At 69.9% G+C, this 20,617-nt stretch carries 18 protein-coding genes; 9 read left to right on the top strand and 9 right to left on the bottom strand.

Translation table 11 applies throughout. The annotated features are described in order from the left end of the window. Positions 1–212: 212 nt before the first annotated feature. The 3 genes from BKK81_RS15080 to BKK81_RS15070 all read left to right on the top strand — a co-directional run bounded on the left by BKK81_RS15080 (position 213) and on the right by BKK81_RS15070 (position 4,306). Positions 213–983 (top strand): SDR family oxidoreductase, encoded by a 771-nt coding sequence (locus BKK81_RS15080; protein WP_071014467.1) that lies wholly within the window; start codon positions 213–215, stop codon positions 981–983. 230 nt (positions 984–1,213) lie between these two features. Beyond that, on the top strand, positions 1,214–2,746 hold the full coding sequence (hutH, locus tag BKK81_RS15075; RefSeq protein ID WP_071014463.1) for a histidine ammonia-lyase: 1,533 nt from the start codon (positions 1,214–1,216) through the stop codon (positions 2,744–2,746). Between the two features lie 246 nt (positions 2,747–2,992). Continuing rightward, the gene (locus BKK81_RS15070) at positions 2,993–4,306 is read left to right on the top strand and encodes an MFS transporter (RefSeq protein ID WP_071014461.1); all 1,314 of its coding nucleotides are present in this window, start codon (positions 2,993–2,995) and stop codon (positions 4,304–4,306) included. A gap of 124 nt (positions 4,307–4,430) precedes the next feature. On the opposite strand, the gene BKK81_RS15065 is transcribed toward BKK81_RS15070, so the two are convergent. From BKK81_RS15065 to BKK81_RS15030, 8 genes are all read right to left on the bottom strand, one after another. Next, positions 4,431–6,107 carry an L-lactate permease gene (locus BKK81_RS15065; protein WP_071016512.1) on the bottom strand — a complete coding sequence of 559 codons (1,677 nt, stop codon included), beginning with the start codon at positions 6,105–6,107 and terminating at the stop codon, positions 4,431–4,433. Positions 6,108–6,446: 339 nt separating this feature from the next. After that, positions 6,447–7,091, bottom strand: a complete 645-nt coding sequence (locus BKK81_RS15060; RefSeq protein ID WP_071014459.1) for a glutathione S-transferase family protein — start codon at positions 7,089–7,091, stop codon at positions 6,447–6,449. Between the two features lie 55 nt (positions 7,092–7,146). Next, positions 7,147–8,334, bottom strand: coding sequence for an aminotransferase-like domain-containing protein (locus BKK81_RS15055; protein ID WP_071014452.1), 1,188 nt, complete (start codon positions 8,332–8,334; stop codon positions 7,147–7,149). A gap of 39 nt (positions 8,335–8,373) precedes the next feature. Beyond that, positions 8,374–8,703, bottom strand: coding sequence for a DHCW motif cupin fold protein (locus BKK81_RS15050; RefSeq protein ID WP_071014449.1), 330 nt, complete (start codon positions 8,701–8,703; stop codon positions 8,374–8,376). A gap of 38 nt (positions 8,704–8,741) precedes the next feature. Further along, on the bottom strand, positions 8,742–9,197 hold the full coding sequence (locus BKK81_RS15045) for a RidA family protein (protein ID WP_071014447.1): 456 nt from the start codon (positions 9,195–9,197) through the stop codon (positions 8,742–8,744). A 353-nt stretch (positions 9,198–9,550) separates the two neighbouring features. Beyond that, on the bottom strand, positions 9,551–10,183 hold the full coding sequence (locus tag BKK81_RS15040) for a LysE family translocator (protein ID WP_071014444.1): 633 nt from the start codon (positions 10,181–10,183) through the stop codon (positions 9,551–9,553). Positions 10,184–10,193: 10 nt separating this feature from the next. Beyond that, positions 10,194–10,922: an alanyl-tRNA editing protein gene (locus BKK81_RS15035; RefSeq protein ID WP_071014442.1), complete on the bottom strand. Its 729-nt coding sequence runs from the start codon at positions 10,920–10,922 to the stop codon at positions 10,194–10,196. Positions 10,923–11,007: 85 nt separating this feature from the next. Beyond that, positions 11,008–11,685, bottom strand: coding sequence for a VOC family protein (locus tag BKK81_RS15030; RefSeq protein ID WP_071014439.1), 678 nt, complete (start codon positions 11,683–11,685; stop codon positions 11,008–11,010). A gap of 83 nt (positions 11,686–11,768) precedes the next feature. On the opposite strand from BKK81_RS15030, the gene BKK81_RS15025 reads away from it, so the two are divergent. From BKK81_RS15025 to BKK81_RS15000, 6 genes are all read left to right on the top strand, one after another. Continuing rightward, positions 11,769–13,271 carry an aminotransferase-like domain-containing protein gene (locus BKK81_RS15025; protein ID WP_071014436.1) on the top strand — a complete coding sequence of 501 codons (1,503 nt, stop codon included), beginning with the start codon at positions 11,769–11,771 and terminating at the stop codon, positions 13,269–13,271. Between the two features lie 193 nt (positions 13,272–13,464). Continuing rightward, positions 13,465–15,366, top strand: a complete 1,902-nt coding sequence (gene htpG, locus BKK81_RS15020) for a molecular chaperone HtpG (protein ID WP_071014434.1) — start codon at positions 13,465–13,467, stop codon at positions 15,364–15,366. Positions 15,367–15,372: 6 nt separating this feature from the next. Further along, the gene (locus BKK81_RS15015; RefSeq protein ID WP_071014431.1) at positions 15,373–15,906 is read left to right on the top strand and encodes a DNA-deoxyinosine glycosylase; all 534 of its coding nucleotides are present in this window, start codon (positions 15,373–15,375) and stop codon (positions 15,904–15,906) included. A 199-nt stretch (positions 15,907–16,105) separates the two neighbouring features. Further along, positions 16,106–16,780, top strand: a complete 675-nt coding sequence (locus BKK81_RS15010) for a DUF2968 domain-containing protein (protein WP_071014429.1) — start codon at positions 16,106–16,108, stop codon at positions 16,778–16,780. A gap of 243 nt (positions 16,781–17,023) precedes the next feature. After that, positions 17,024–17,779, top strand: coding sequence for a tetratricopeptide repeat protein (locus BKK81_RS15005; protein WP_071014427.1), 756 nt, complete (start codon positions 17,024–17,026; stop codon positions 17,777–17,779). A gap of 103 nt (positions 17,780–17,882) precedes the next feature. Then, on the top strand, positions 17,883–18,812 hold the full coding sequence (locus BKK81_RS15000) for a spermidine synthase (RefSeq protein WP_071014424.1): 930 nt from the start codon (positions 17,883–17,885) through the stop codon (positions 18,810–18,812). 119 nt (positions 18,813–18,931) lie between these two features. Here BKK81_RS15000 and BKK81_RS14995 read toward each other — a convergent pair whose 3' ends face one another. Further along, the gene (locus BKK81_RS14995) at positions 18,932–20,569 is read right to left on the bottom strand and encodes an ABC transporter substrate-binding protein (protein WP_071014421.1); all 1,638 of its coding nucleotides are present in this window, start codon (positions 20,567–20,569) and stop codon (positions 18,932–18,934) included. Positions 20,570–20,617: the final 48 nt, after the last annotated feature.

Raw genomic sequence — 20,617 nt, 5'->3', positions numbered from 1 at the left:
TGCCGGGCCGCACCGTGGCGATGGGAAAACTCGATTCTCGCACGCATGCCTTGCCCGCAATGTATCGAATTGTTCGCTGAACTGCCTGCCGTTGCCGCTGCCACGCAAAGCAAGAAACGGGGTGCGGCCGGGTGGCCCGGCCGCCTAGCATGCCGACTCGATCGACGCCGGCACGGCTGCGCGCATCCGGCCGGCACTGACAAGGAGCTGACGTGCAACAACAACTGGAAGGCAAGGTGGCGATCGTCACCGGGGCCAGCGCCGGCATCGGCCGTGCGGCGGCGCGGCTGTTCGCCGCGCAGGGCGCGCGCGTGGTCGCGGTGGCGCGCAGGGAGGCCGGGCTGAGGCAACTGGCCGGGGAAATCGAGGCGGCCGGTGGAGAGGCCGCCTGGGTCGCCGGCGACGTGCGGCAGGAGGCGTGCGCGCAGGCTGCCGTGGCCATGGCGCTGGAGCGCTTCGGGGGCCTCGATATCGGTTTCAACAACGCGGGCACGCTCGGCAGCCTGAAACCCGTCACCGAGCTCACGGCAGGCGAGTGGCAGGACGTGATCGCCACGAACCTGGACAGCGCCTTCTACGGCGCGCGCCACCAGATCCCGGCCATCCTCGCGGGAGGGCGGGGCGGAGCCCTGGTGTTCACCTCGTCCTTCGTCGGCCATACCGTCGGATTCCCCGGCATGGCCGCCTATGCGGCCAGCAAGGCGGGCCTGCTCGGGCTGGTCAGGACGCTGGCCGCCGAGTACGGCGCGCAGGGCCTGCGCGCCAATGCGCTGCTGCCCGGCGGCACCGATACCGAGATGGGGCGGACGGTGGCCGACAGCGAGGCGGCGCGGGCCGCGGTGGCGAACCTGCATGCGTTGAAGCGGCTGGCCATGCCGGAGGAGATCGCCCGCTCGGCGCTGTACCTGGTGTCGGATGCATCCAGCTTCACCACCGGCAGCCTGCTGCTGGCGGAGGGCGGGGTGTCGGTCTGCCGCGCCTAGCCGGCTGGCCGGCCAATCGTCGACCGCATCGTCGAGCGTGCGGGTGACGCAGGCGCCTTGCGGCGCCTGCACACATAGTCGACGCGGCGGCCGATGCGGCGCCGGCGCCTCCCCGCATGGTGCGCCGTCGCGCAGACCCCCGGGCTTCCCCTAATTTATCGCAAGCTGTATATACAGGACTATACACGTACCGGGGCGCGAGCCGCGCCGGGAGAATGGGAGCCCCTGACATGCCATCACTGAACCTGAAGCCCGGCACGCTACGCCTGGCCCAACTGCGCCAGGCCTACCTGGCCCCGCTGCAGATCCGCCTCGACGCGGAAGCCGGCGCCGCCATCGATGCCAGCGTGGCCTGCGTGCAGGGCATCCTGGCCGCCGGCCGCACCGCGTACGGTATCAACACCGGCTTCGGCCTGCTGGCGCAGACCCGCATCGCGCCCGAAGACCTGGAAAAACTGCAGCGCTCGCTGGTCCTGTCGCATGCGGCCGGCGTGGGCGAGGCGCTCGACGACGCCATGGTGCGGCTGATCCTGCTGTTGAAGATCAACAGCCTCGCACGTGGCTTCTCGGGCATCCGCCGCGAAGTGATCGAAGCCCTGATCTCCCTGGTCAATGCCGAGGTCTATCCGCATATCCCGCTCAAGGGCTCGGTCGGCGCCTCGGGCGACCTGGCGCCGCTGGCGCACATGTCGCTGGTGCTGCTGGGCGAGAGCCGCGCGCGCCACCGCGGCGAATGGCTGCCGGCCCGCGAGGCGCTGGCCGTGGCCGGCCTGCAGCCGCTGACCCTGGCCGCCAAGGAGGGGCTGGCCCTGCTTAACGGCACCCAGGTCTCCACCGCCTATGCACTGCGCGGCCTGTTCGAGGCCGAGGACCTGTATGCCGCCGCCACCGTGTGCGGCGCGCTGAGCGTGGAGGCCATGCTGGCTTCGCGCGCGCCCTTCGATGCGCGCATCCATGCCGTGCGCGGCCAGCGCGGCCAGATCGACGCCGCCGCCGCCTATCGCTCACTGCTGACCGAGACCAGCGAGCTGGCGCGCTCGCATGCACAGTGCGACAAGGTGCAGGATCCGTACTCGCTGCGCTGCCAGCCGCAGGTGATGGGCGCCTGCCTGACGCAGTTGCGCCAGGCCGCCGAGGTCCTGGAGATCGAGGCCAACGCGGTCTCCGACAATCCGCTGGTGTTCGCCGAGCAGGGCGACGTGATCTCGGGCGGCAACTTCCACGCCGAGCCGGTGGCGATGGCCGCCGACAACATCGCGCTGGCGCTGGCCGAGACCGGCGCGCTGTCGGAGCGGCGCATCTCGCTGATGATGGACATGCACATGTCGCAGCTGCCGCCCTTCCTGGTGGCCAACGGCGGCGTCAATTCCGGCTTCATGATCGCCCAGGTCACAGCCGCCGCGCTGGCCAGCGACAACAAGGCGCTGGCGCATCCGGCCAGCGTCGACAGCCTGCCGACCTCGGCCAACCAGGAAGACCACGTGTCGATGGCGCCCAATGCCGGCAAGCGCCTGTGGGCCATGGCCGACAACGTGCGCGGCATCCTCGCGGTGGAATGGCTCGGCGCCTGCCAGGGCCTGGATTTCCGCGAGGGCCTGAAGAGTTCCCCCCGGCTGGAAGAGGCCCGCGCGCTGCTGCGCGCCAAGGTGCCGTATTACCAGGAAGACCGCTTCTTCGCGCCCGATATCGAGGCGGCCAGCGGCTTGCTTGGCAGCGCCTGCCTGAACGGACTGATGCCGGACGGCCTGCTGCCCAGCCTCTAGGCAGGCGCCCGGCTGCCTGCCGGGCTGCGGCGGCCCGCCCCGGCGGCGGGCCGGCAAGACCCCAAGGAGATACACCGATGCAGGATCCGTTGATCCGGCCGGAGGGCGCTCGCGCGTACTCCGGCCTGCCTGTCGCGCCGCCGCGCCGATAGCGCTCCGCCGCGTGCCGTGAGCGGCCCGCGGCCTTCACCCCGCGCCCGCACGCTCGGGCAGCGCCCCTTTTTTCTACCTACCGGGATGCCATCCATGTCCATCGAACGCACCATGTCCAGCCCGCCGGCCGAAACCGGCGCCGGCGTGGCCAGCCCGCCGCTGTCCAAGGTCCATGCCATCGCTGCCATCACCATCGGCAACGGCCTGGAGTTCTACGATTTCGTCGTCTACAGCTTCTTCGCCACGCTGATCGGGCGCCTCTACTTTCCCGTGGCCGATCCGACCGGCCAGCTGCTGCTGTCCTTCGCCACCTTCGGCGTCGGCTTCCTGATGCGCCCGCTCGGCGGCCTGCTGATCGGCATCTATGCCGACCGCGTCGGGCGCAAGCCCGCGGTAGCGCTGACGCTGTGGCTGATGGGCCTGAGTTCGGTGATCTTCGTGGTGACGCCGACCTATGCCCAGATCGGCATGGCCGCGCCGCTGATGATCCTGCTGGCACGCCTGGTGCAGGGCTTCGCCATCGGCGGCGAGATGGGCGCTTCCACCGCCCTGCTGCTGGAGTATGCGGACGAACGCTCGCGCGGCTACTACACGAGCTGGCAGCCATTTAGCCAGGGGCTGGCGGCGCTGTTCGGCGCCCTGGTCGGACTGGCGCTGAGCAACCTGCTCGAGCCGGCGGCACTGGAGTCCTGGGGCTGGCGCGTGGCCTTCGTCATCGGCATCCTGGTGATCCCGGTGGGTCTGCTGATCCGGCGCCGCCTGGAGGAAACCGCGCCGGCCGGCGAGCACGGCGAGGAAGTCCCGGGACTGGCATTGCTGCTGGCGCACCGGCGGGCACTGGCCGCCAGCATCCTGCTGATGATCGGCGTGGCCTCGTCGACCTACATCGTCGTGTACTACCTCAGCAACTATGCCGTCAGCCAGCTGCACATGCCGCTCTCGCTGGGCATCTGGGCGGGTTGCGTGGCGTCCGTGGTGCAGGTGCTGCTGTCGCCGTTCGCCGGCTGGCTGTGCGATCGCCTGGGCCGCCGTCCGGTGGTGCTGTGGTCGCGCGTCGCACTGCTGGTGGGCATCTACCCGGCATTCGCCCTGATCAATGCCGAGCCGAGCCTGGCGCGCCTGCTGGTGGTGGTCGGCTGCCTCTCGGTGCCGATGTCGATGAGCTCGCCGGCCTCGATGGTGCTGGTCAGCGAGGTGCTGCCGCAGCGCCTGCGCGCCACCGGCCTGTCGATCGCCTACTGCGTGGCGATCGCCATCTTCGGCGGTTTTGCCCAGTTCTTCTCCACCGAATTGATCCACCTGACCGGCAACCCGAACGCGCCCGCCTTCTACGTGATCGGTTGCGGCCTGGTCTCCTTGCTGGGGCTGGCGATGGTGCCTGAAACCCTCGGCCGCCGCCTGAAGTAAGCCTGTCCCGGCGCCGGCCGCTGCGCCGGCGCCGGCCGATGGCGCGAAAAAAAGCCCCGCCTGCGCAGGCGGGGCTTCTTGCATCCGGCAGAGAGGTTGAACCGCGCCGCGCCGTACAGCGCCGTCAGTGGATCACCAACTGCGTGAACGGATGCACGTAGGCCTGCAGCGTGATGAAGAGACCTACCAGGATCGCCAGCGCGATCGAGTGGAAGAACACATAGCGCAGGATATCGCCCTCGTGGCCGTACCACTTGGTCGCGGTGGAGGCCACCACGATGGACTGGGCATCGATCATCTTGCCCATCACGCCGCCCGAGCTGTTGGCCGCCGCCATCAGCACCGGCGACAGGCCGAGCTGCTCGGCGGTGGTCTTCTGCAGGCCGCCGAACAGCACGTTGGAGGCGGTGTCCGAGCCGGTCAGCGCCACGCCGAGCCAGCCCAGCAGGGTGCCGAACAGCGGGTAGAGCACGCCGGTGTGGGCGAAGGCCAGTCCCAGCGTGGCGTCCAGGCCCGAGTAGCGGGTCAGGTAGCCGATGCCGAACATTGCGCAGATGGTCAGCAGCGAATAGCGCACCAGCTTGATGGTCTCGAAGTACTCCTTGAACAGGCGCGGCACCGAGTAGCCCATCAGCAGCCCGCCCAGCACGGCCGAGGCCAGGATGCCGGTGCCGGCCATGGACAGCACGTTGAAGGCGAACACGGCGCCTTCCGCGGTCGGCTTGGCCACCACCGGCGGCATCTTCTGCACGGCCTTGTCCAGGCCCGGGATGGCGAACTTCCATTGCCACAGGCCATCCATCATCTTCTTGAACTCGGGCACGCCCCAGATGAAGACGAACACGGTCAGGATGACCCATGGCATCCAGGCCTTGACCACCGAGATGCCGGCCGCCGCCGCGCCGGCGCGCGCCTCGGCGGCGACTGCCTCGGGATGGTCGACCTTGGAGTCGTCCTGGCGGCCGAGGATCTTGGTCGAGGTCCAGATCTCCCGGGGCTTCCACACCTTGAGGAAGAGCGTCAGCGAGCCCATCGACACCAGGGCGGCGATGACGTCGACCAGCCACGGGCCGTGGAAGTTGGAGACCAGGAACTGCGGGATGGCGAAGCTGACGCCCGCCACCAGGATGGCCGGCCAGATCGCCAGCATGCCGCGGAAGCCGGCAAAGGCCCAGATCAGCCAGAACGGCACCAGCACCGAGAAGAAGGGGAGCTGGCGGCCGATCATGGCGGACAGTTGCAACAGGTCGAGGCCCGTCACCGAGGCCAGGCCGATGATGGGCGCGCCCAGCGCGCCGTAGGCCACCGGCGCCGTGTTGGCGATCAGGGCCAGGCCGGAGGCGGCCAGCGGCGAGAAGCCCAGGCCGATCAGGATGGCGCCGGTCACCGCCACCGGCGTGCCGAAGCCGGCTGCGCCCTCGAAGAAGGCGCCGAAGCTGAAGGCCACCAGCAGCAGCTGCAGGCGGCGGTCCTCGGTGATGCCGGAGATCGAGTTCTGCAGGACCTTGAACGAGCCGTTGATGGTCGTCAGCCGGTGCAGGAAGATGATGTTCAGCACGATCCAGCCGATCGGGAACAGGCCGGACACGATGCCGAGCCCGGCCGCCTTGCCGGCCATTGCAGCCGGCATGCCGAACACCGCCGAGGCGACCACGATGCCGACCACCAGTGCGAGGCCGGCGGCCAGGTGGGCCTGCAGGTGAAAGAAGGCGAGCGCGGCCAGCAGCACCGCGACCGGAACCCCGGCGGCAATGGTCGACAGCGCCATATTGCCCAGGGGGTCATAGACTTGACTCCACACGATCGATTCCTCCTCTTGGCTGGCGGCAGCCATGCTCCGCTGTGCAGGCCGGCCGCCCGTTTTCTTCTGGTGGCCCGGCACGCAGGATCGCCGGGCAGCGGACAAAGTGCCCGATTGTACAAACGGCCTTGCGCGCTGCCGGCTTAGATCCGGTCACGGTGGCCGTGAGCCGGATTCAGGGATCAGGGTTTGCCTGGGGGGACGCGTCGATGCTGCGTCCCGCGCAGCGTACCCGAAACAGGCGTTCCAGGAAATGCCCCGGCGACGCGGGCGCGGGGAGGGGGAAACCGGGAGGAGGAAAGGAGGAAGGCGGCGCGCCGGCGGCAGCGCCGCCGGGGCTCAGCGCAGCGGCAGCTCGAGGATGCCGGAAGCGGCCGGCCTGGCCCGCATGGCTGCCAGCCAGCGCTCCAGGTTGGGGCGCGGCGTGTGCGTGGCCGGCAGGCCCATCCAGCGGTGAGCGGCGCAGGCCAGCGGGATGTCTGCCATGGTGAAGCGCGTGCCGCCGATGAATTCGCGTTCCGCCAGCGCCTCGTCGAGCAGGGCCGCGAGCGGCTCGGTGGCCGCGCAGGAGGCGGCGATCACGGCCTCGTCACGCTCGGCGGGCGGACGCCGCACCAGGTGCAGGAAGGCGTTGACCATGGCCGGGCTGAAGGCCGTGGCCTGCCAGTCCATCCAGCGATCGGCCGAGGCGCGCGCCTTCACATCGGCCGGCCACAGGCTGTCTTCGCCGTAGCGGGCGCACAGGTAGCGCACGATGGCATTGGATTCCCACAGCACGAAGGGCTCGCCGCCGACGTCGGTGCCGCGGAAATCCTCGATCACCGGGATCTTGCGGTTGGGATTCAGCCGCACATAGGCCTCGGTGTCGAGGTCGCCCCGCGCCACGCCGATGTCGACGCGTTCGTGGTCGAGGTGCAGTTCGCGCGCGCACCAGACCACCTTCTGCACGTTGATCGACGACAGGCGTCCCCAGATTCGCAGCATCGGTTCGTTCTCCGGTTGGCTTGCGCCGGCGCCCCCGACGGCGCCGGCCGGGGGCTCAGGCGGCCTTGGCTTGCGGCGCGGCCGCGTCGATGGCCTGGCGGAACAGCTCGCCCAGGATGGCCACGCCCTGTTCGATCCGCTCCGGCGAGACCGTCACGAAGGCCAGGCGCAGCGTGTTGCGGCGCGGGTTGCTGGCGTAGAACGGCGCGCCCGGCACGTAGGCCACGTTGCGCTGTACCGCCTGTTCCAGCAGGGCCATGCTGTCCAGGCCCTCGGGCAGCTCCACCCAGATGAACATGCCGCCTTCCGGCGCGTTCCAGCGCACGCCCTCGGGCATGTGGCGGGCCAGCGAGTCCAGCATGAAGCGGCACTGCTTGCCGTAGAGTTCGCGGATGGTCGGGATATGGCGCTCGAGCAGGCCGTCGCGGATGGTCTCGTACGCGATGCGCTGGGTGAAGCTCGGCGTGTGCAGGTCGGAGGCCTGCTTGGCCTGGCACAGCTTGAAGTGCAGTTCCGGCGGGGCGATCACGAAGCCCAGGCGCATGCCCGGCGCCAGGATCTTGGAGAAGGAACCCATGTAGATCACGCCGTCCGGGTTCATCGACAGCAGCGAAGGCAGCTGGCTGCCGGCGTAGCTCAGCTCGCCGTAGGGATCGTCCTCGACCAGCAGCAGGCCCAGTTCCCTGGCGCGCGCCACCAGGGCCTGGCGGCGTTCCAGCGGCAGGCGGCGGCCGGTCGGGTTCTGGAAGTTGGGCAGGGCGTAGAGAAAACGCGCGCCGGCGGTCAGTTCGGCCGTCAGGCTCTCGGGGAGCAGGCCCTGGTCGTCGGTCGGCACCGAGACGAATTCCGGTTCGAACAGCGAGAAGGCCTGCAGCGCGCCGAGGTAGCTGGGCGTCTCGACCAGCACCGGGCTGCCCGGGTCGATCATGACCTTGGCGATCAGGTCTAGCGCCTGCTGCGAGCCGGTGGTGATCAGCACGCGTTCCACGTCGACCTGGTAGCGCTTGGCGACGAACTCGCGCAGCGGCAGGTAGCCTTCGGTGGCGGCGTACTGCAGCGCCGCCTGGGGGTTGTCGGCGAAGACCCGGGCCACTGCCGCTTCCATCTCCGCTACCGGGAAGGTGGCAGGCGAGGGCAGGCCACCGGCGAAGGAGATGACCTCCGGACGCTCGGTGACTTTGAGGATTTCGCGGATGGCCGAGCTGGTGAGCTGTTGTGCCCGGCGGGAGATGGCCCAGTTCATGATGGTCTCTTGTGGTTTTGGGGGAGCCGGCGGACCGGCTCAGTCAACGATAAACAAGCGCGCGCCGCCCGGTGTGGACGAACGGTGCGCTTCCGCCTGGTCGGCGACCTGGTAGCTGGTGCCGGCGCCCAGCACGAAGGTCCTGCCGTCCTCGAGCTCGGTGTGCAGTTCGCCTTCCAGGACAAACAGGATATGGCCCTTCTTGCACCAGTGGTCGGCGAGATAGCCGGCGGAATACTCCACCATGCGTACGCGGATGTCGCCGAACTGGCGCGTGCGCCAGCGGGCCTCGCCGTGTTCGCCTGGGTGGAGGGTCGGTTCGATGGTCGACCAGTCGGTGGTGCCGAACGGCAGGTTGTCGATACGCATGGCGTGGTGCTCAGGTTGTGGCAGCGGGCCGCGTCGGCTTACTTCACCTCGACGATCATCTCGATCTCGACGCAGGCGCCCATCGGGATCTGCGCCACGCCGAAGGCGCTGCGGGCGTGCTTGCCGGCATCGCCGAAGATCTCGACGAAGAATTCCGAGGCGCCGTTGGTCACCAGGTGCTGCTCGGTGAATTCCGGAGTCGAATTGACCAGGCTCATCACCTTGACCACGCGCGTGACGCGGTTCAGGTCGCCCAGGTGGGCGTGCAGCGTGGCCAGCAGGTCGATGGCGATGGCGCGCGCGGCGGCCTTGCCGTCCTCGGTGCCCAGGTCCTTGCCCAGCTTGCCGGCCCAGGGCTTGCCATCCTTGCGTGCGATGTGGCCGGAGACGAAGACGGTGTTGCCGGTCTGGGCAGCCATCACGTAGGCGGCGGCCGGGGCGTTGGCGGTGGGCAGTTCGATGCCGAGGCGGGCGAGGGTATCGTAGACGGACATACGGTCTCCAGTCAGTGCGTGTGTCAAGGGAGTTCGGGGGGATGCTTCCTGCGGGGCTGGCGCGCGCGCAGCGGCGCGCCGGCCAGGCGCCGCCGCTGCGGCGATGGCCGTCGCGGCGCCGGCACCGTGGCCTGCGCCGCGTGCCGGATGCGGCAGCGCGGCCGGGCCGTGCGGCGTCAGGAATGGTAGCGGCCATTGTAGCCGGCCTGTGGCGCTCGCGAAGGCTTTTGCCGCTGCCGCGCCGTGGCGGTTGCGGCAGTTGCGGCGGTGCATCAAGCTCCTCCCGCTGGCGCGGGAGCGGCGCGCGGCGGGCGGCGTGGCGGCCGGGGTTGCGTTCACGGCGTCTGGCCGGTTCATGCGGGGCGGCTGGCGGCGGCGATCCACAGCGCGGTCAGGCCGAGCGCCAGGCCCATGGTGCGATTGAACCAGCGCACGCGCTGCCCGGCGGCCAGCCAGTGCCGCAGCGAGGCGCCGAGCACGCCATAGACGCCGTTGCTGACGAAGCCGAACATGGCGAACACGGCGCACATCAGCAGGCCGCGCTGCCAGGGTGCGGGGGCGCCGGCCATATAGGAGGCGGCGGTGGCCAGCGCCAGCATCCAGGCCTTGATATTGGCGTACTGCAGCGCGGCGGACTGCCACAGCCGCAGCGGGCGCAGGACCTGGCGCTCGGCCAGCACGGTGCTGCGCGCCAGCTTCCACGCCAGCCACAGCAGGTAGGCCACGCCGCCGGCATGCAGCAGGCCGGCGGCGAGCGGATGGCCGAGCACCAGCGCGCCCACGCCGGCCGCGCACAGCGCCAGGATGCTGGCGAAGCCGAGCGCGACTCCGGCGCAGTGCGGCAGCGTTGCGCGCAGGCCGAAATTGGCGCCGCTGACGGCGGCGATGGTGGTGTTGGGGCCGGGCGTGAAGGAGCCCAGCGTCATCAGTGACAGCAGCGCAAGGAACTGCGTGGCGCTCAGCCCGGCGAGCAGGTCGGTCGGCATGGCTGCGGCCTCAGGCGGCGCCCGCCGGCGCGAACTGCACCACCACGCGGCGATTGCTGCGGCTCTTCTTCTCGATCTTGCTGATCAGCACGGGGCCGATCTCGCCGGTGCGCGCCACATGGGTGCCGCCGCAGGGCTGGCGGTCCACGCCGGGGATGCTGACGATGCGGATGAAATCGCTGCCGGCCGGCGGCGCAGCGCCGGCCGTGCGCACCAGCTCCGGCTGGGCGGCCAGCTGCTGCGGCGTGATCTTCTCGATGGCCAGCGCGGTGTCGGCCGCGATCAGGTCATTCAGGCGGGCGCCGAGATCGGCCTTGTCGAGCGTGGACTCGGGCAGGTCGAAGTCGATGCGGGCGCTGTCGGGCGAGATGCCGCAACCCGTCACCGGCACCGGGATCAGGGCACCCAGCAGGTGCAGGCAGGTGTGCAGGCGCATCAGGCGGTGGCGGCGTTCCCAGTCGATGCGTACCGTGACACGCTCGCCCGGCTGCGGCAGGACGGCACCGGGCGCCGGCACGTGCAGGATACGGCTGCGGTCGGCGCTGTAGACGGTGTCGGCCACTGCCACCACGCTGCCGTCGGGCCGTGTCAGCGTGCCGGTGTCGCCGGCCTGGCCGCCGCTGCGCGCGTAGCAGACCGTCTCGTCGAGTTCGATGCCCTCCGCGTGCACGGCCACCACCGTGGCCTCGCATTGCTGCAGGTAGGCATCGTCATCGAATCGCTTGCGGGTGGCGCTCATGGCTTGGGGTCTCCTGCTGGTCCGTCCTGTCGTCTGTCTCAGTCTTCTACCGTCCTGGCGGGTCGTGGTGCCTGGCCCGCCGGCCTCAGCGCAGTGTGCGCACGCCCTGCGGCGTCTCGATCTCCGCGCTCAATTCCACTTCGCCCTCGCTCTGCTCCAGCGTCACCAGGCTGCCCGCCCCGAGCCAGTCCAGCCCCTGCTGCAGCAGCGCCGCGCGCGGATGGCGGCCGCGCAGCGCACGCAATGCCAGGTCCTGGCGCGGCAGCGCGATGCCGGGCCGCTCGGCGCTGTCCCACTGGATCAGGGTGGGCAGGATGCCGTCGCCGGCCGGGCCGGACTCCCCATGCCAGGCTGGCAGGCCGCCGTCGTCCGGCACCGCGATGCGCCAGCGCAGGTGCGCGCGCGTCATGGGCATCACCGGGGCGATGCGGCCGGGGTACTGCGCCTGCCACCGCTCCAGGTCGACCGGGCGCTCCACGCGCGCCACCCAGTGCAGCAGGAAGGGGCCGCCGGCCAGGCGCGCGCGCACGGTCTCGCTGTCGAGCGCGAACCAGCGCGGCCGCCCGGGGGCGGGCGCAGCCGGATCCGGCGCGATCACTTCCAGGTAGCAGTCGCCGTACAGGCCCAGCAGTCGGTTGTGGGTGCCCATGCCGGGGTGGCTGCCACCCGGCTGAGGCACCACGCCGAGATGGTCGGCCACGTATTGCGCTCCGCTGTGGAGGTCGGGCGCGGCGATCACGAGATGGTCCAGGGCGAGTGTCATCTGGCTTCGATAGTAGAGAAGGTTGTCAGTACAGTACCTAGACAGTTACTCTGTTCGTGTTCAGTACAGTTGCGGGAGCGGACATGGAAGGCGAGCAGGCTGTGGCCCAGTTACCGAAGGATAGCGGAAGCGGCGCGCAAGGCATGCCGGCGGCGCGGCCGCGGCTGGTGGTGCCGCGCGTCGACCGCCTGCCCGACCCGGTGCCGTCGGCGCAGATGACGCTGGTGGAGCAACTGACCGAGTGGGCCCGCATGCGCATCGATGAGCGGGTCTTCCGCGCCGGCATGCGCATGCCGTCGATCCGCCAGCTGGCCCAGGACAAGGGCATCTCGCGCTTCACCGTGGTCGAGGCCTACGAGCGCCTGGTGGCGCTGGGTTACCTGGAATCGCGGCGCGGCTCCGGCTTCTACGTACGCGAACCGGCCGCCCCGCAGGTGCCGGCGGCGGCGGTGCCCGCGCGGGCACGCCATATCGACGTGACCTGGCTGCTGCGCAGCATGTTCCACACGGTCGAGAGCCACAAGGCGCCGGGACTGGGCTTCCTGCCCAACGACTGGCTGGATGGCGAACTGATCGCCAGCGCCCTGCGCGCGCTGGGGCGGCAGCCCGGCAGCCATTTCCTCGCCAGCGGCTCGCCCCAGGGCTTCCTGCCGCTGCGCCAGCAACTGCGCACGCGGCTGGCCGAACTGGAGATCGGCGCCGCGCCGGAGCAGATCGTGCTGACCTCCGGCATCACCCAGGCCCTCGACCTGATCGCCAGGCTCTACCTGCAGCCCGACGACGCGGTGCTGGTCGGCGATCCCGCCTGGTTCGTGATGTTCGGCCGCTTCGCCGCCCAGGGTGCCCAGGTCATCGGCGTGCCCTACACGCCGGAGGGCCCGGACCTGCAGGCGCTGGAGCGCATCGTGCAGGCGCACCGGCCGCGCCTGTTCGTGATCAACTCGGTGGTGCACAACCCCACCGGCACCTCGCTGTCGCCGGCCACGGCCTTCCAGCTGCTGCGCCTGGCCGAGCAGTACGACTTCCTCATCGTCGAGGACGATATCTACTGCGACCTGCTGCCGCCGGGCCAGAGCGCCACGCGGCTGGCCAGCCTCGACCAGCTGCGCCGGGTGATCTACCTGGGCAGCTTCTCCAAGACGCTGGCGCCCAACCTGCGCGTGGGCTTCATCGCGGCGCACCCGGAGCTGGTCGCCGCGCTGACCGACAGCAAGCTGCTGGCCGGCCTGACCTCGCCGGAGATCAACGAGCGCGCGCTCTATAAGGTGCTGACCGAAGGGCACTACCGCAAGCACGTCGAGCGCGTGCGCACGCGCCTGGACCGTGCCCGCGACGATACCCGGCGCACCCTGGAGAACCTCGGCCTGAAGCTGTTTCCCGGCCAGCAGGCCGGCATGTACCTGTGGGCCGACACCGGGCGCGATACCAATGCGATCGCCACGGCGGGGCACGAAGAGGGTTTCCTGTTCGCGCCCGGCAGCCTGTTCTCACCGTCGCAACTGCCTTCGGGCTGGATGCGCTTCAATGTGGCCAGCAGCGCCGATCCGGGCATGCTGCGCTTCCTGGCGCGCCAGCTCGAGCGTTAGCCTGGGGCGGCGCCGAAGCCGCGCGGGCCGGGCTTGAAAACCGCCGGTCCGGCCCTATCTGTCGGGTCACGGGCGCCGCTGCCGTGCCCGCCGTGCAGGCGCGCGGCGGCGGCGCGCCAGGCGCTTTCCCGCCGTTCCGCATGCCACAGCCCCGGCGCCTTGCCGGGATGACGAGATTTCCAAGAGGAGAACCATGACCGCACCGCACGAAACGATGAGCTTCCAGGCGGAAGTGAAGCAACTGCTGCACCTGATGATCCACTCGCTGTACAGCAACAAGGAAATCTTCCTGCGCGAGCTGGTCTCCAATGCTTCCGACGCCTCCGACAAGCTGCGCTTCGAGGCGATCGCGAATCCCGCCCTGCTGGAGAACGATGCCGACCTGGCCATCCGCATCGAGGTGGACAGCGCCGCGCGCACGCTCAAGCTCACCGACAACGGCATCGGCATGAGCCGCGACGAGGCGATCCGCAACCTCGGCACCATCGCCCGCTCGGGCACCAAGGAATTCTTCCAGCAGCTCTCCGGCGACCAGCAGAAGGACGCCGCGCTGATCGGCCAGTTCGGCGTGGGCTTCTACTCGGCCTTCATCGTGGCCGACAAGGTCACCGTGGAGACGCGCCGTGCCGGCCTGCCCGCCGGCGAGGCGGTACGCTGGGAGAGCCGCGGCGACGGCGAGTTCACCGTGGATGCCATCGAGCGCGCCGCGCGCGGCACTACCATCACGCTGCACCTGCGCGAGGGCGAGGACGATTTCCTGTCGGCCTGGAAGATCAAGGAGATCATCCGCAAGTACTCGGACCATATCTCGCTGCCGATCCGCATGCCCAAGGAGGTCTGGGATGCCGAGGCCAGCACCTACCAGCGCACCGACGAGTGGGAGAGCGTGAACCAGGCGAGCGCCCTGTGGACGCGCGCCAAGTCGGACATCAGCGACGAGCAGTACACCGCCTTCTACCAGCACATCGCCCATGACAACGAGGCGCCGCTGGCGTGGACCCACAACCGCGTGGAAGGCCGCAGCGAATACACCCAGCTGCTCTACATCCCCGCGCGCGCGCCGTTCGACCTGTGGGACCGCAACCACAAGGGCGGCCTCAAGCTCTACGTGAAGCGCGTCTTCATCATGGACGAGGCCGAGCAGTTGCTGCCGAGCTACCTGCGCTTCGTCAAGGGCGTGGTGGATTCGGCCGACCTGCCGCTGAACGTCTCGCGCGAGCTGCTGCAGGAGAGCCGCGACGTCAAGGCGATCCGCGAAGGCTGCACCAAGCGCGTGCTGTCGGTGCTCGAGTCGCTGGCCGACGGCGAAGAGCAGGCCGAACGCGACAAGTACGCCAGCTTCTGGCAGCAGTTCGGCCAGGTGCTGAAGGAGGGCGTCGGCGAGGACCAGGCCAACCAGGAGCGCGTCGCCAAGCTGCTGCGCTTCGCCTCCACGCACAACGACGATGCCGAGCAGAACGTCTCGCTGGCGGCTTACGTAGCGCGCATGAAGGAAGGCCAGGACAAGATCTACTACGTCACCGCCGACACCTGGCTGGCGGCGAAGTCGAGTCCGCATCTCGAGGTGTTCCGCAAGAAGGGCATCGAGGTGCTGCTGCTGACCGAGCGCGTCGACGAATGGATGCTGTCCTTCCTGCATGAGTTCGACGGCAAGGAACTGGTCTCGGTGGCGCGCGGCGGCCTCGACCTGGGCTCGCTGGCCGATGCCGGCGAGAAGGCCGAGCAGGAGAAGGCCGAAGGCGACTGGAAGGACGTGGTGGCGCGAGCCAAGACCGCGCTCGAAGGCAAGGCCAAGGACGTGCGCGTGACGCTGCGCCTGACCGACTCGGCTTCCTGCCTGGTGTCGGACGAGGGCGAGATGAGCGGCTACCTGCAGCGCCTGCTCAAGCAGGCGGGGCAGAAGGCGCCGGACGTGCAGCCCATCCTGGAGCTGAACCCCGAGCACGCGCTGGTCAAGCGGCTGCGCGACCTGCCCGAGGGCGAGGCCTTCACCGACCGCGTGCAGGTACTGTTCGACCAGGCCCTGCTGGCCGAGGGCGGCATGCTGGAAGACCCGGCCGCCTACGTGCAGCGCGTCAATCGCTTGCTGGCCTGAAGCGGCGTGGCGGCAGCCAGGGCCACTGTCGCGGCTGACGCCGCCGAGGCCGGCCTGCAGGTCGGCCTGCCGCCCGTGCTCGATTGCCATACGCGGGTGGTGGTGCTGGGCAGTTTCCCCGGGGCCGCTTCGCTGGCGGCGCGCCAGTACTATGCCCATCCGCGCAACCAGTTCTGGCCGCTGATGGGCGCGCTGACCGGCGAGCCGCTGGCCGGACTGCCCTACGCCGAGCGCCTGGCGTGCCTGCTGGCCCACCGCATCGGTGTCTGGGACGTGCTCGGCGCCTGCGTGCGCGCGGGCAGCCTGGACAGCAGCATCCGCCAGCCGCAGGCCAATGATTTCGCACGCCTGCGCGCGCTCGCGCCGTCGCTGCGGCGTGTCGGTTTCAACGGCGGCACCTCCGGCCGCTTCGCCCCCCAGTTCGCCGCGGCCGGCTACCAGACCGTGCTGCTGCCCTCGTCGAGCCCGGCCCACGCCGCGCGCAGCTTCGCGCAGAAGCTTGAACTGTGGCGGGCATTGTTGTCTGATCCCCCTCTTTAGTGGGGGTTGTGGTGTCTCAAGCTTGCCCCGGGGACAGCCGTAAGGCCTGTCGGACGGAGCCGAGCCTGAGGTGAAGAGGGGGGAAACCTCCCTGCCTTGGCACAATCTTGTTAAGATTCGTCGCCGCTGCCGCGCCGAAGAGGCCGTGCCGCAGCCGACCGGCTGCGTTCCCAGCAAACTGCCCACCACCAGATACAGCATGTACGACAGCCTGTGCCGTACCCGGCTTCTCGCCGGCATCGTCGCGATCCAACTCTCGCTGTTCGGCTCCGCCGCCATCGCCAAGGGCGCCGCGGCGCAGCCGGACGATGCCGCGGGCAGGAAGCCGGTCGCCGACGTCACGGCGTCCGGCCTGATGGGGGAATTGCAGCAGCGCCTGCAGCAGGGCTCGGTCACGGAGCTGCGCTCGGCGGTCAACGGCGAATACGGCACCACGCTGTTGCTCGCCAACGAGCAACTGGTCTGCTACGTGGGCCAGCTGTACCAGAACAAGATCTGGCGGGTGCTGCGTTTCACCGCGCTGGCGCCAGCCGAGGCCGCGTACCAGAAGGCCAACAAGCAGGCCGAAGCGATGGCGGCCGAGGGGATCCGCCGGCAGGTGCTGACGACCTTGCAGCGCCAGTACGACCGCGCCATCCAGGATGCCCAGGCGCAGGCCGATGTCCTGCAGGGCGACCTGCGCACCATGCAGGCCCAGCGCAAGCGCATGGTCGATGACCAGAAGACTTCGCAGAACGATGCGCAGGCGGCCGAGATCCAGAGCCGCGCGGCGCGCATCCAGCTCGACAAGCTGCAGGGCGAGATCCGCCGCATCGAGTCCTCGCTGGGCGACGACTCGCAACTGCTGCCCGAGACGCAGAAGCGCCAGCGCTGAGCGGCGCACCGCCTCCGGTGCCGCGCGCGCCGGAGCGGGTCTTTTCCCCTCCCGCTTCTTGCCTGCCGCGGTCCGGTCCGGCGCGGCACCGTTCCAACCGCCTCTCACCTTCCTTGCCTGCCGACGCGCGGCGGAGGCGGGCGGCGGTTCCGCTTCGCGGTCCTGTCACCGCAGTTCTGTCACAATTCCCGTCTGTCGACCTCCGATCGGCCGGCCGCGAGCGGCGCCGGCTCCTCTTGCGCAATGCCATACCTGGGAATCAGCCTCCACGTCATCGTCGCCATCTATTTCGCCGTCCACGCGGTGCGCACGCAGCAGAACATGTACTGGTTGCTGATCCTGTTCGCCTTCCCGCTGTTCGGCAGCGTGGTGTACTTCTTCGCCATCTACCTGCCGGCGCTGCGCCAGTCGCGCGGCGCGCGCGTCGCCACGCGCGCGCTGACCAACCTGGTCGACCCGAACCGCGCGGTGCGGGAAGCGCGCAGCGATTTCGACCGCGCGCCCACGGTGGCCCACCGCATGCGGTTGGCGGCCGCCCTGCTGGAGGCGGGCCAGCCGCAGGAAGCGCTGCAGCACTACCAGGAGGCCGCCAGCGGCCCCTTCGCCAGCGATCCGGCACTGCTGCTCGGGCTGGCCCAGGCGCAGTTCGCCACGCAGGACAGCGCCGGCGCAGTGGCCACACTGGAGCGTCTGTTCGCCGCCAATCCATTGCTGCGCCAGCAGGCCGACCCGGCACTGCTCTATGCGCGCGCGCTGGCCGCGCAGGGCGCGGCGGGCACGCGTGCCGCCTTCGAGGCGGCGCTCACCTGCGCCAGCGATGCGGCAGCGCGCTGCCTGTTCGCGGACTGGCTGGCGCAGCAGCCGGACGCCGCCGACCGCGAGCGGGCGCGCACCTTGTACGCCGACATCGTGCACGACGCCCGCCATTGGCCGCGCCATGCGCGCGAGCACAATCGCGAGTGGCTGGAGCGCGCCCGCTCGGCGCAGGTCAGGCCCTGAGCGCCGGGCCTTCTCCCCCTGAGGCACCGCGGCGCCGCGGCACGTTCCCCTGATTTTCAACCGGCCCGCCGATACGGGCCAGCACCATACGAATCCGTATTCCATGACTCTGCTCAAACGCAAATCCATCGAGGCCGAGGCCTCCCGCCGTCCAGCCCGGGGCGCACGCGCGCAACGCCGTATGGCGCAAGGCGATGGCCCGGACGCCGAGCCGCGCGAGGACAAGCCCGCGCGCCGCGGCGCCCAGGGCGACGAGAAGCGGATGACGCCGCGCTTCGCCCCGGTCACGTTCTCGGAAATGGACGGCGTGCGCTACCTGCATTTCGGCACCGAGTGGGTGCAGGGCGCCATGCGCCTGCGCAAGCCGGATGCCATCGAGCTGGAGTACGCGCAGCAGATGATGGCTTGGCTGCTGTTCCTGTCGCCGTCCGCGCCCGACTTCCACGTGGCCCAGCTCGGCCTCGGCGCGGCGGCGCTGACCAAGTTCAATCACCGCCAGTTCAGCCGCGCCCGCGTCACCGCGGTCGAGCTGAATCCCGCGGTCATCGTCGCCGGGCGCAGCATGTTCGGCCTGCGCGAGGACGACACGCGGCTGCGCGTGCTGGAGCAGGATGCCTGGGACTACGTGATGGATGCCGCGCACACCGGCAGCGTCGACGCGCTGCAGGTGGACCTGTACGACGCCACCGCCCGCGGGCCCGTGCTCGACACCACCGCCTTCTACCGCGCCTGCCGGCGCGTGCTGAAGGCCCCCGGCGTGATGACCATCAACCTGTTCGGCGACCATGACAGTTTCCCGAAGAACATCGTGCGCATCTGCGATGCCTTCGACAACCGCGTGCTGGTCTTCCCCGAGGTGCACGACGGCAATGTCATCGCACTGGCCTTCAACGGCCCCGTGATCGACGTGTCCTGGGAGGTGCTGGAGGCGCGCGCCAAGGTGGTGGAAACCACCACGCGGCTGCCGGCGCGCGACTGGGTGGCCAAACTGCGCGCGGCCAACGCACGGCAGGAAGAGCGGCTGCGGATCTGAGCGGCAGGAAGCGCCGACGCCGCTGGTCAAGCATGGCGTCTTGACTCTCTCTCCCGCAGGCGGGAGAGGGGCGCGAGCCGGCGCGGCGCGATCCCCGCCGCACCGGCCTGGGCCGCCAACTATTCCTTGTGGAAGAACTGGGCGAGCGACCACTCGTCCGTGCGCGCTTCGTAGCGCACGCCCTTGCGCATCGCCCACATCGCCAGCTGGCTGTGCGAGGGGATGATGCCGTGGTCGGCCAGCGCGAAGCGGGCCGCCGCGCGGGCGTTCTCTTCGCGAGCCTTGTCGCTGCTGACCGTGGTCAGCGATTTCTCGATCAGCTGGTCGAGCTGCGGGTTGCTGTACTTGCCCCAGTTCCAGGTGCCGTAGCCGGTCTTGGGGTTGGGTGTGCCCAGGATGGAGCGTAGCGCCACATCGGCCGCCGCCGAGCCCCAGCCCAGCATCTCGAAGGCGAACTCTCCCTGGCGCGCGCGCGTGAAGTAGGCGGCCACCGGCATCGTCTCCACCTTGGTCTGGATGCCGATGCGCGTCAGCATGCCGGCGGTGGCCTGCGCCACCGCCGCGTCGTTCAGGTAGCGGTTGTTGGTGGCGTGCAGGGTCAGGCCGAAACCGTCGGGGTAGCCGGCGGCGGCCAGCAGCTTCTTGGCGCCTTCCGGGTCGTAGGCGTCGGGCCTGGTGCCCGGGTGGCCGAAGATCTGCGGCGAGACGATGGACGAGGCCGGCACCGCCAGCCCTTCCATGATGCGGCTGACGATGGCGTCGCGGTTGAGCGCCTTGCTGATGGCGGCGCGCACGCGCGCATCCTTGAACGGGTTCTTGCCCAGCGGCTTGCCGGCCTTGTCGGTGACGAAGGGCGGGTTGTCGCGCGCCTGGTCCATCTGCCAGAAGAGGGTGCGCCAGGACACCTGCTGCTCGATCTTGAACTTGGGGTTCTGCTTGAGCTTGGCCACGTCGGCCGAGGGCACGCTCTCGATCACGTCGACGTCGCCGGCCAGCAGGGCGGCGGTGCGGGCGCCATTGTCGGTCAGGATGCGGAAGACCGCGCGCTCCCACTCGGGCCTGGGGCCCCAGTAGTCGGGATTGCGCTCCATCACGATCTCCTGCCCGCGCGCGAAGCGGACGAACTTGAACGGGCCGGTGCCGATCATGACCTTGCCCGAGTCGAACTCGGCCTGGGTGAGCGTGGCCGCCACCTTCTTCGGCAGGATCGGCACGCTGTTCAGGTCATTGGCCAGGTTGGCGTAGTTGGGCACGCTCATGGTCAGCCGCACGGTGTGCGCGTCGGGCGTGTCGATGCGCGCGATCGGCTTGGTGTAGCTGGTGAAGGAGCCCGGGCTGTTGACGAGCTTTTCGGGGCGCTCCAGCGAGGCCTTGACGTCCTCGCTGGTGAAGGGGGCGCCGTCATGCCACTTCACGTTGGGGCGCAGCTTGATTTCCCAGGTGATGGCATTGACCGGCTTCCAGGACAGCGCCAGTCCCGGGATATAGCGCGCGTTCTTGTCCATGAACACGAGCGACTCGAAGATGTGCAGGGCGATGGCGTTGTTCGGGCCGGCGTTGTTCCACTGCGGGTCCATCGACGTCACGTCGGCTGCCAGGCCGATGCGCAGGGTGTCGGGATCGGCGGCGGCGGCGGGGCGCATGGCCTGGGCGGCGGGCCCCAGCGCCAGCGCGGCGCCGGCCTGCAGCAGGCGACGGCGCCGCGGCGAGCGCGGCGCGGCGGGCAGGGCGGGAGGGTTGCGGTGGCTGGCGGTCATCGGATGCTCTCCTCGTACAAGCCCGCGCAGGCGCGCGGTGGCGCCGCC

It is taken from the genome of Cupriavidus sp. USMAHM13 (assembly GCF_001854285.1).
GTDB lineage: Bacteria > Pseudomonadota > Gammaproteobacteria > Burkholderiales > Burkholderiaceae > Cupriavidus > Cupriavidus malaysiensis.
Note: the sequence above shows the minus strand (reverse complement) of the source record. Positions and strands in the feature narration are given on the sequence as shown.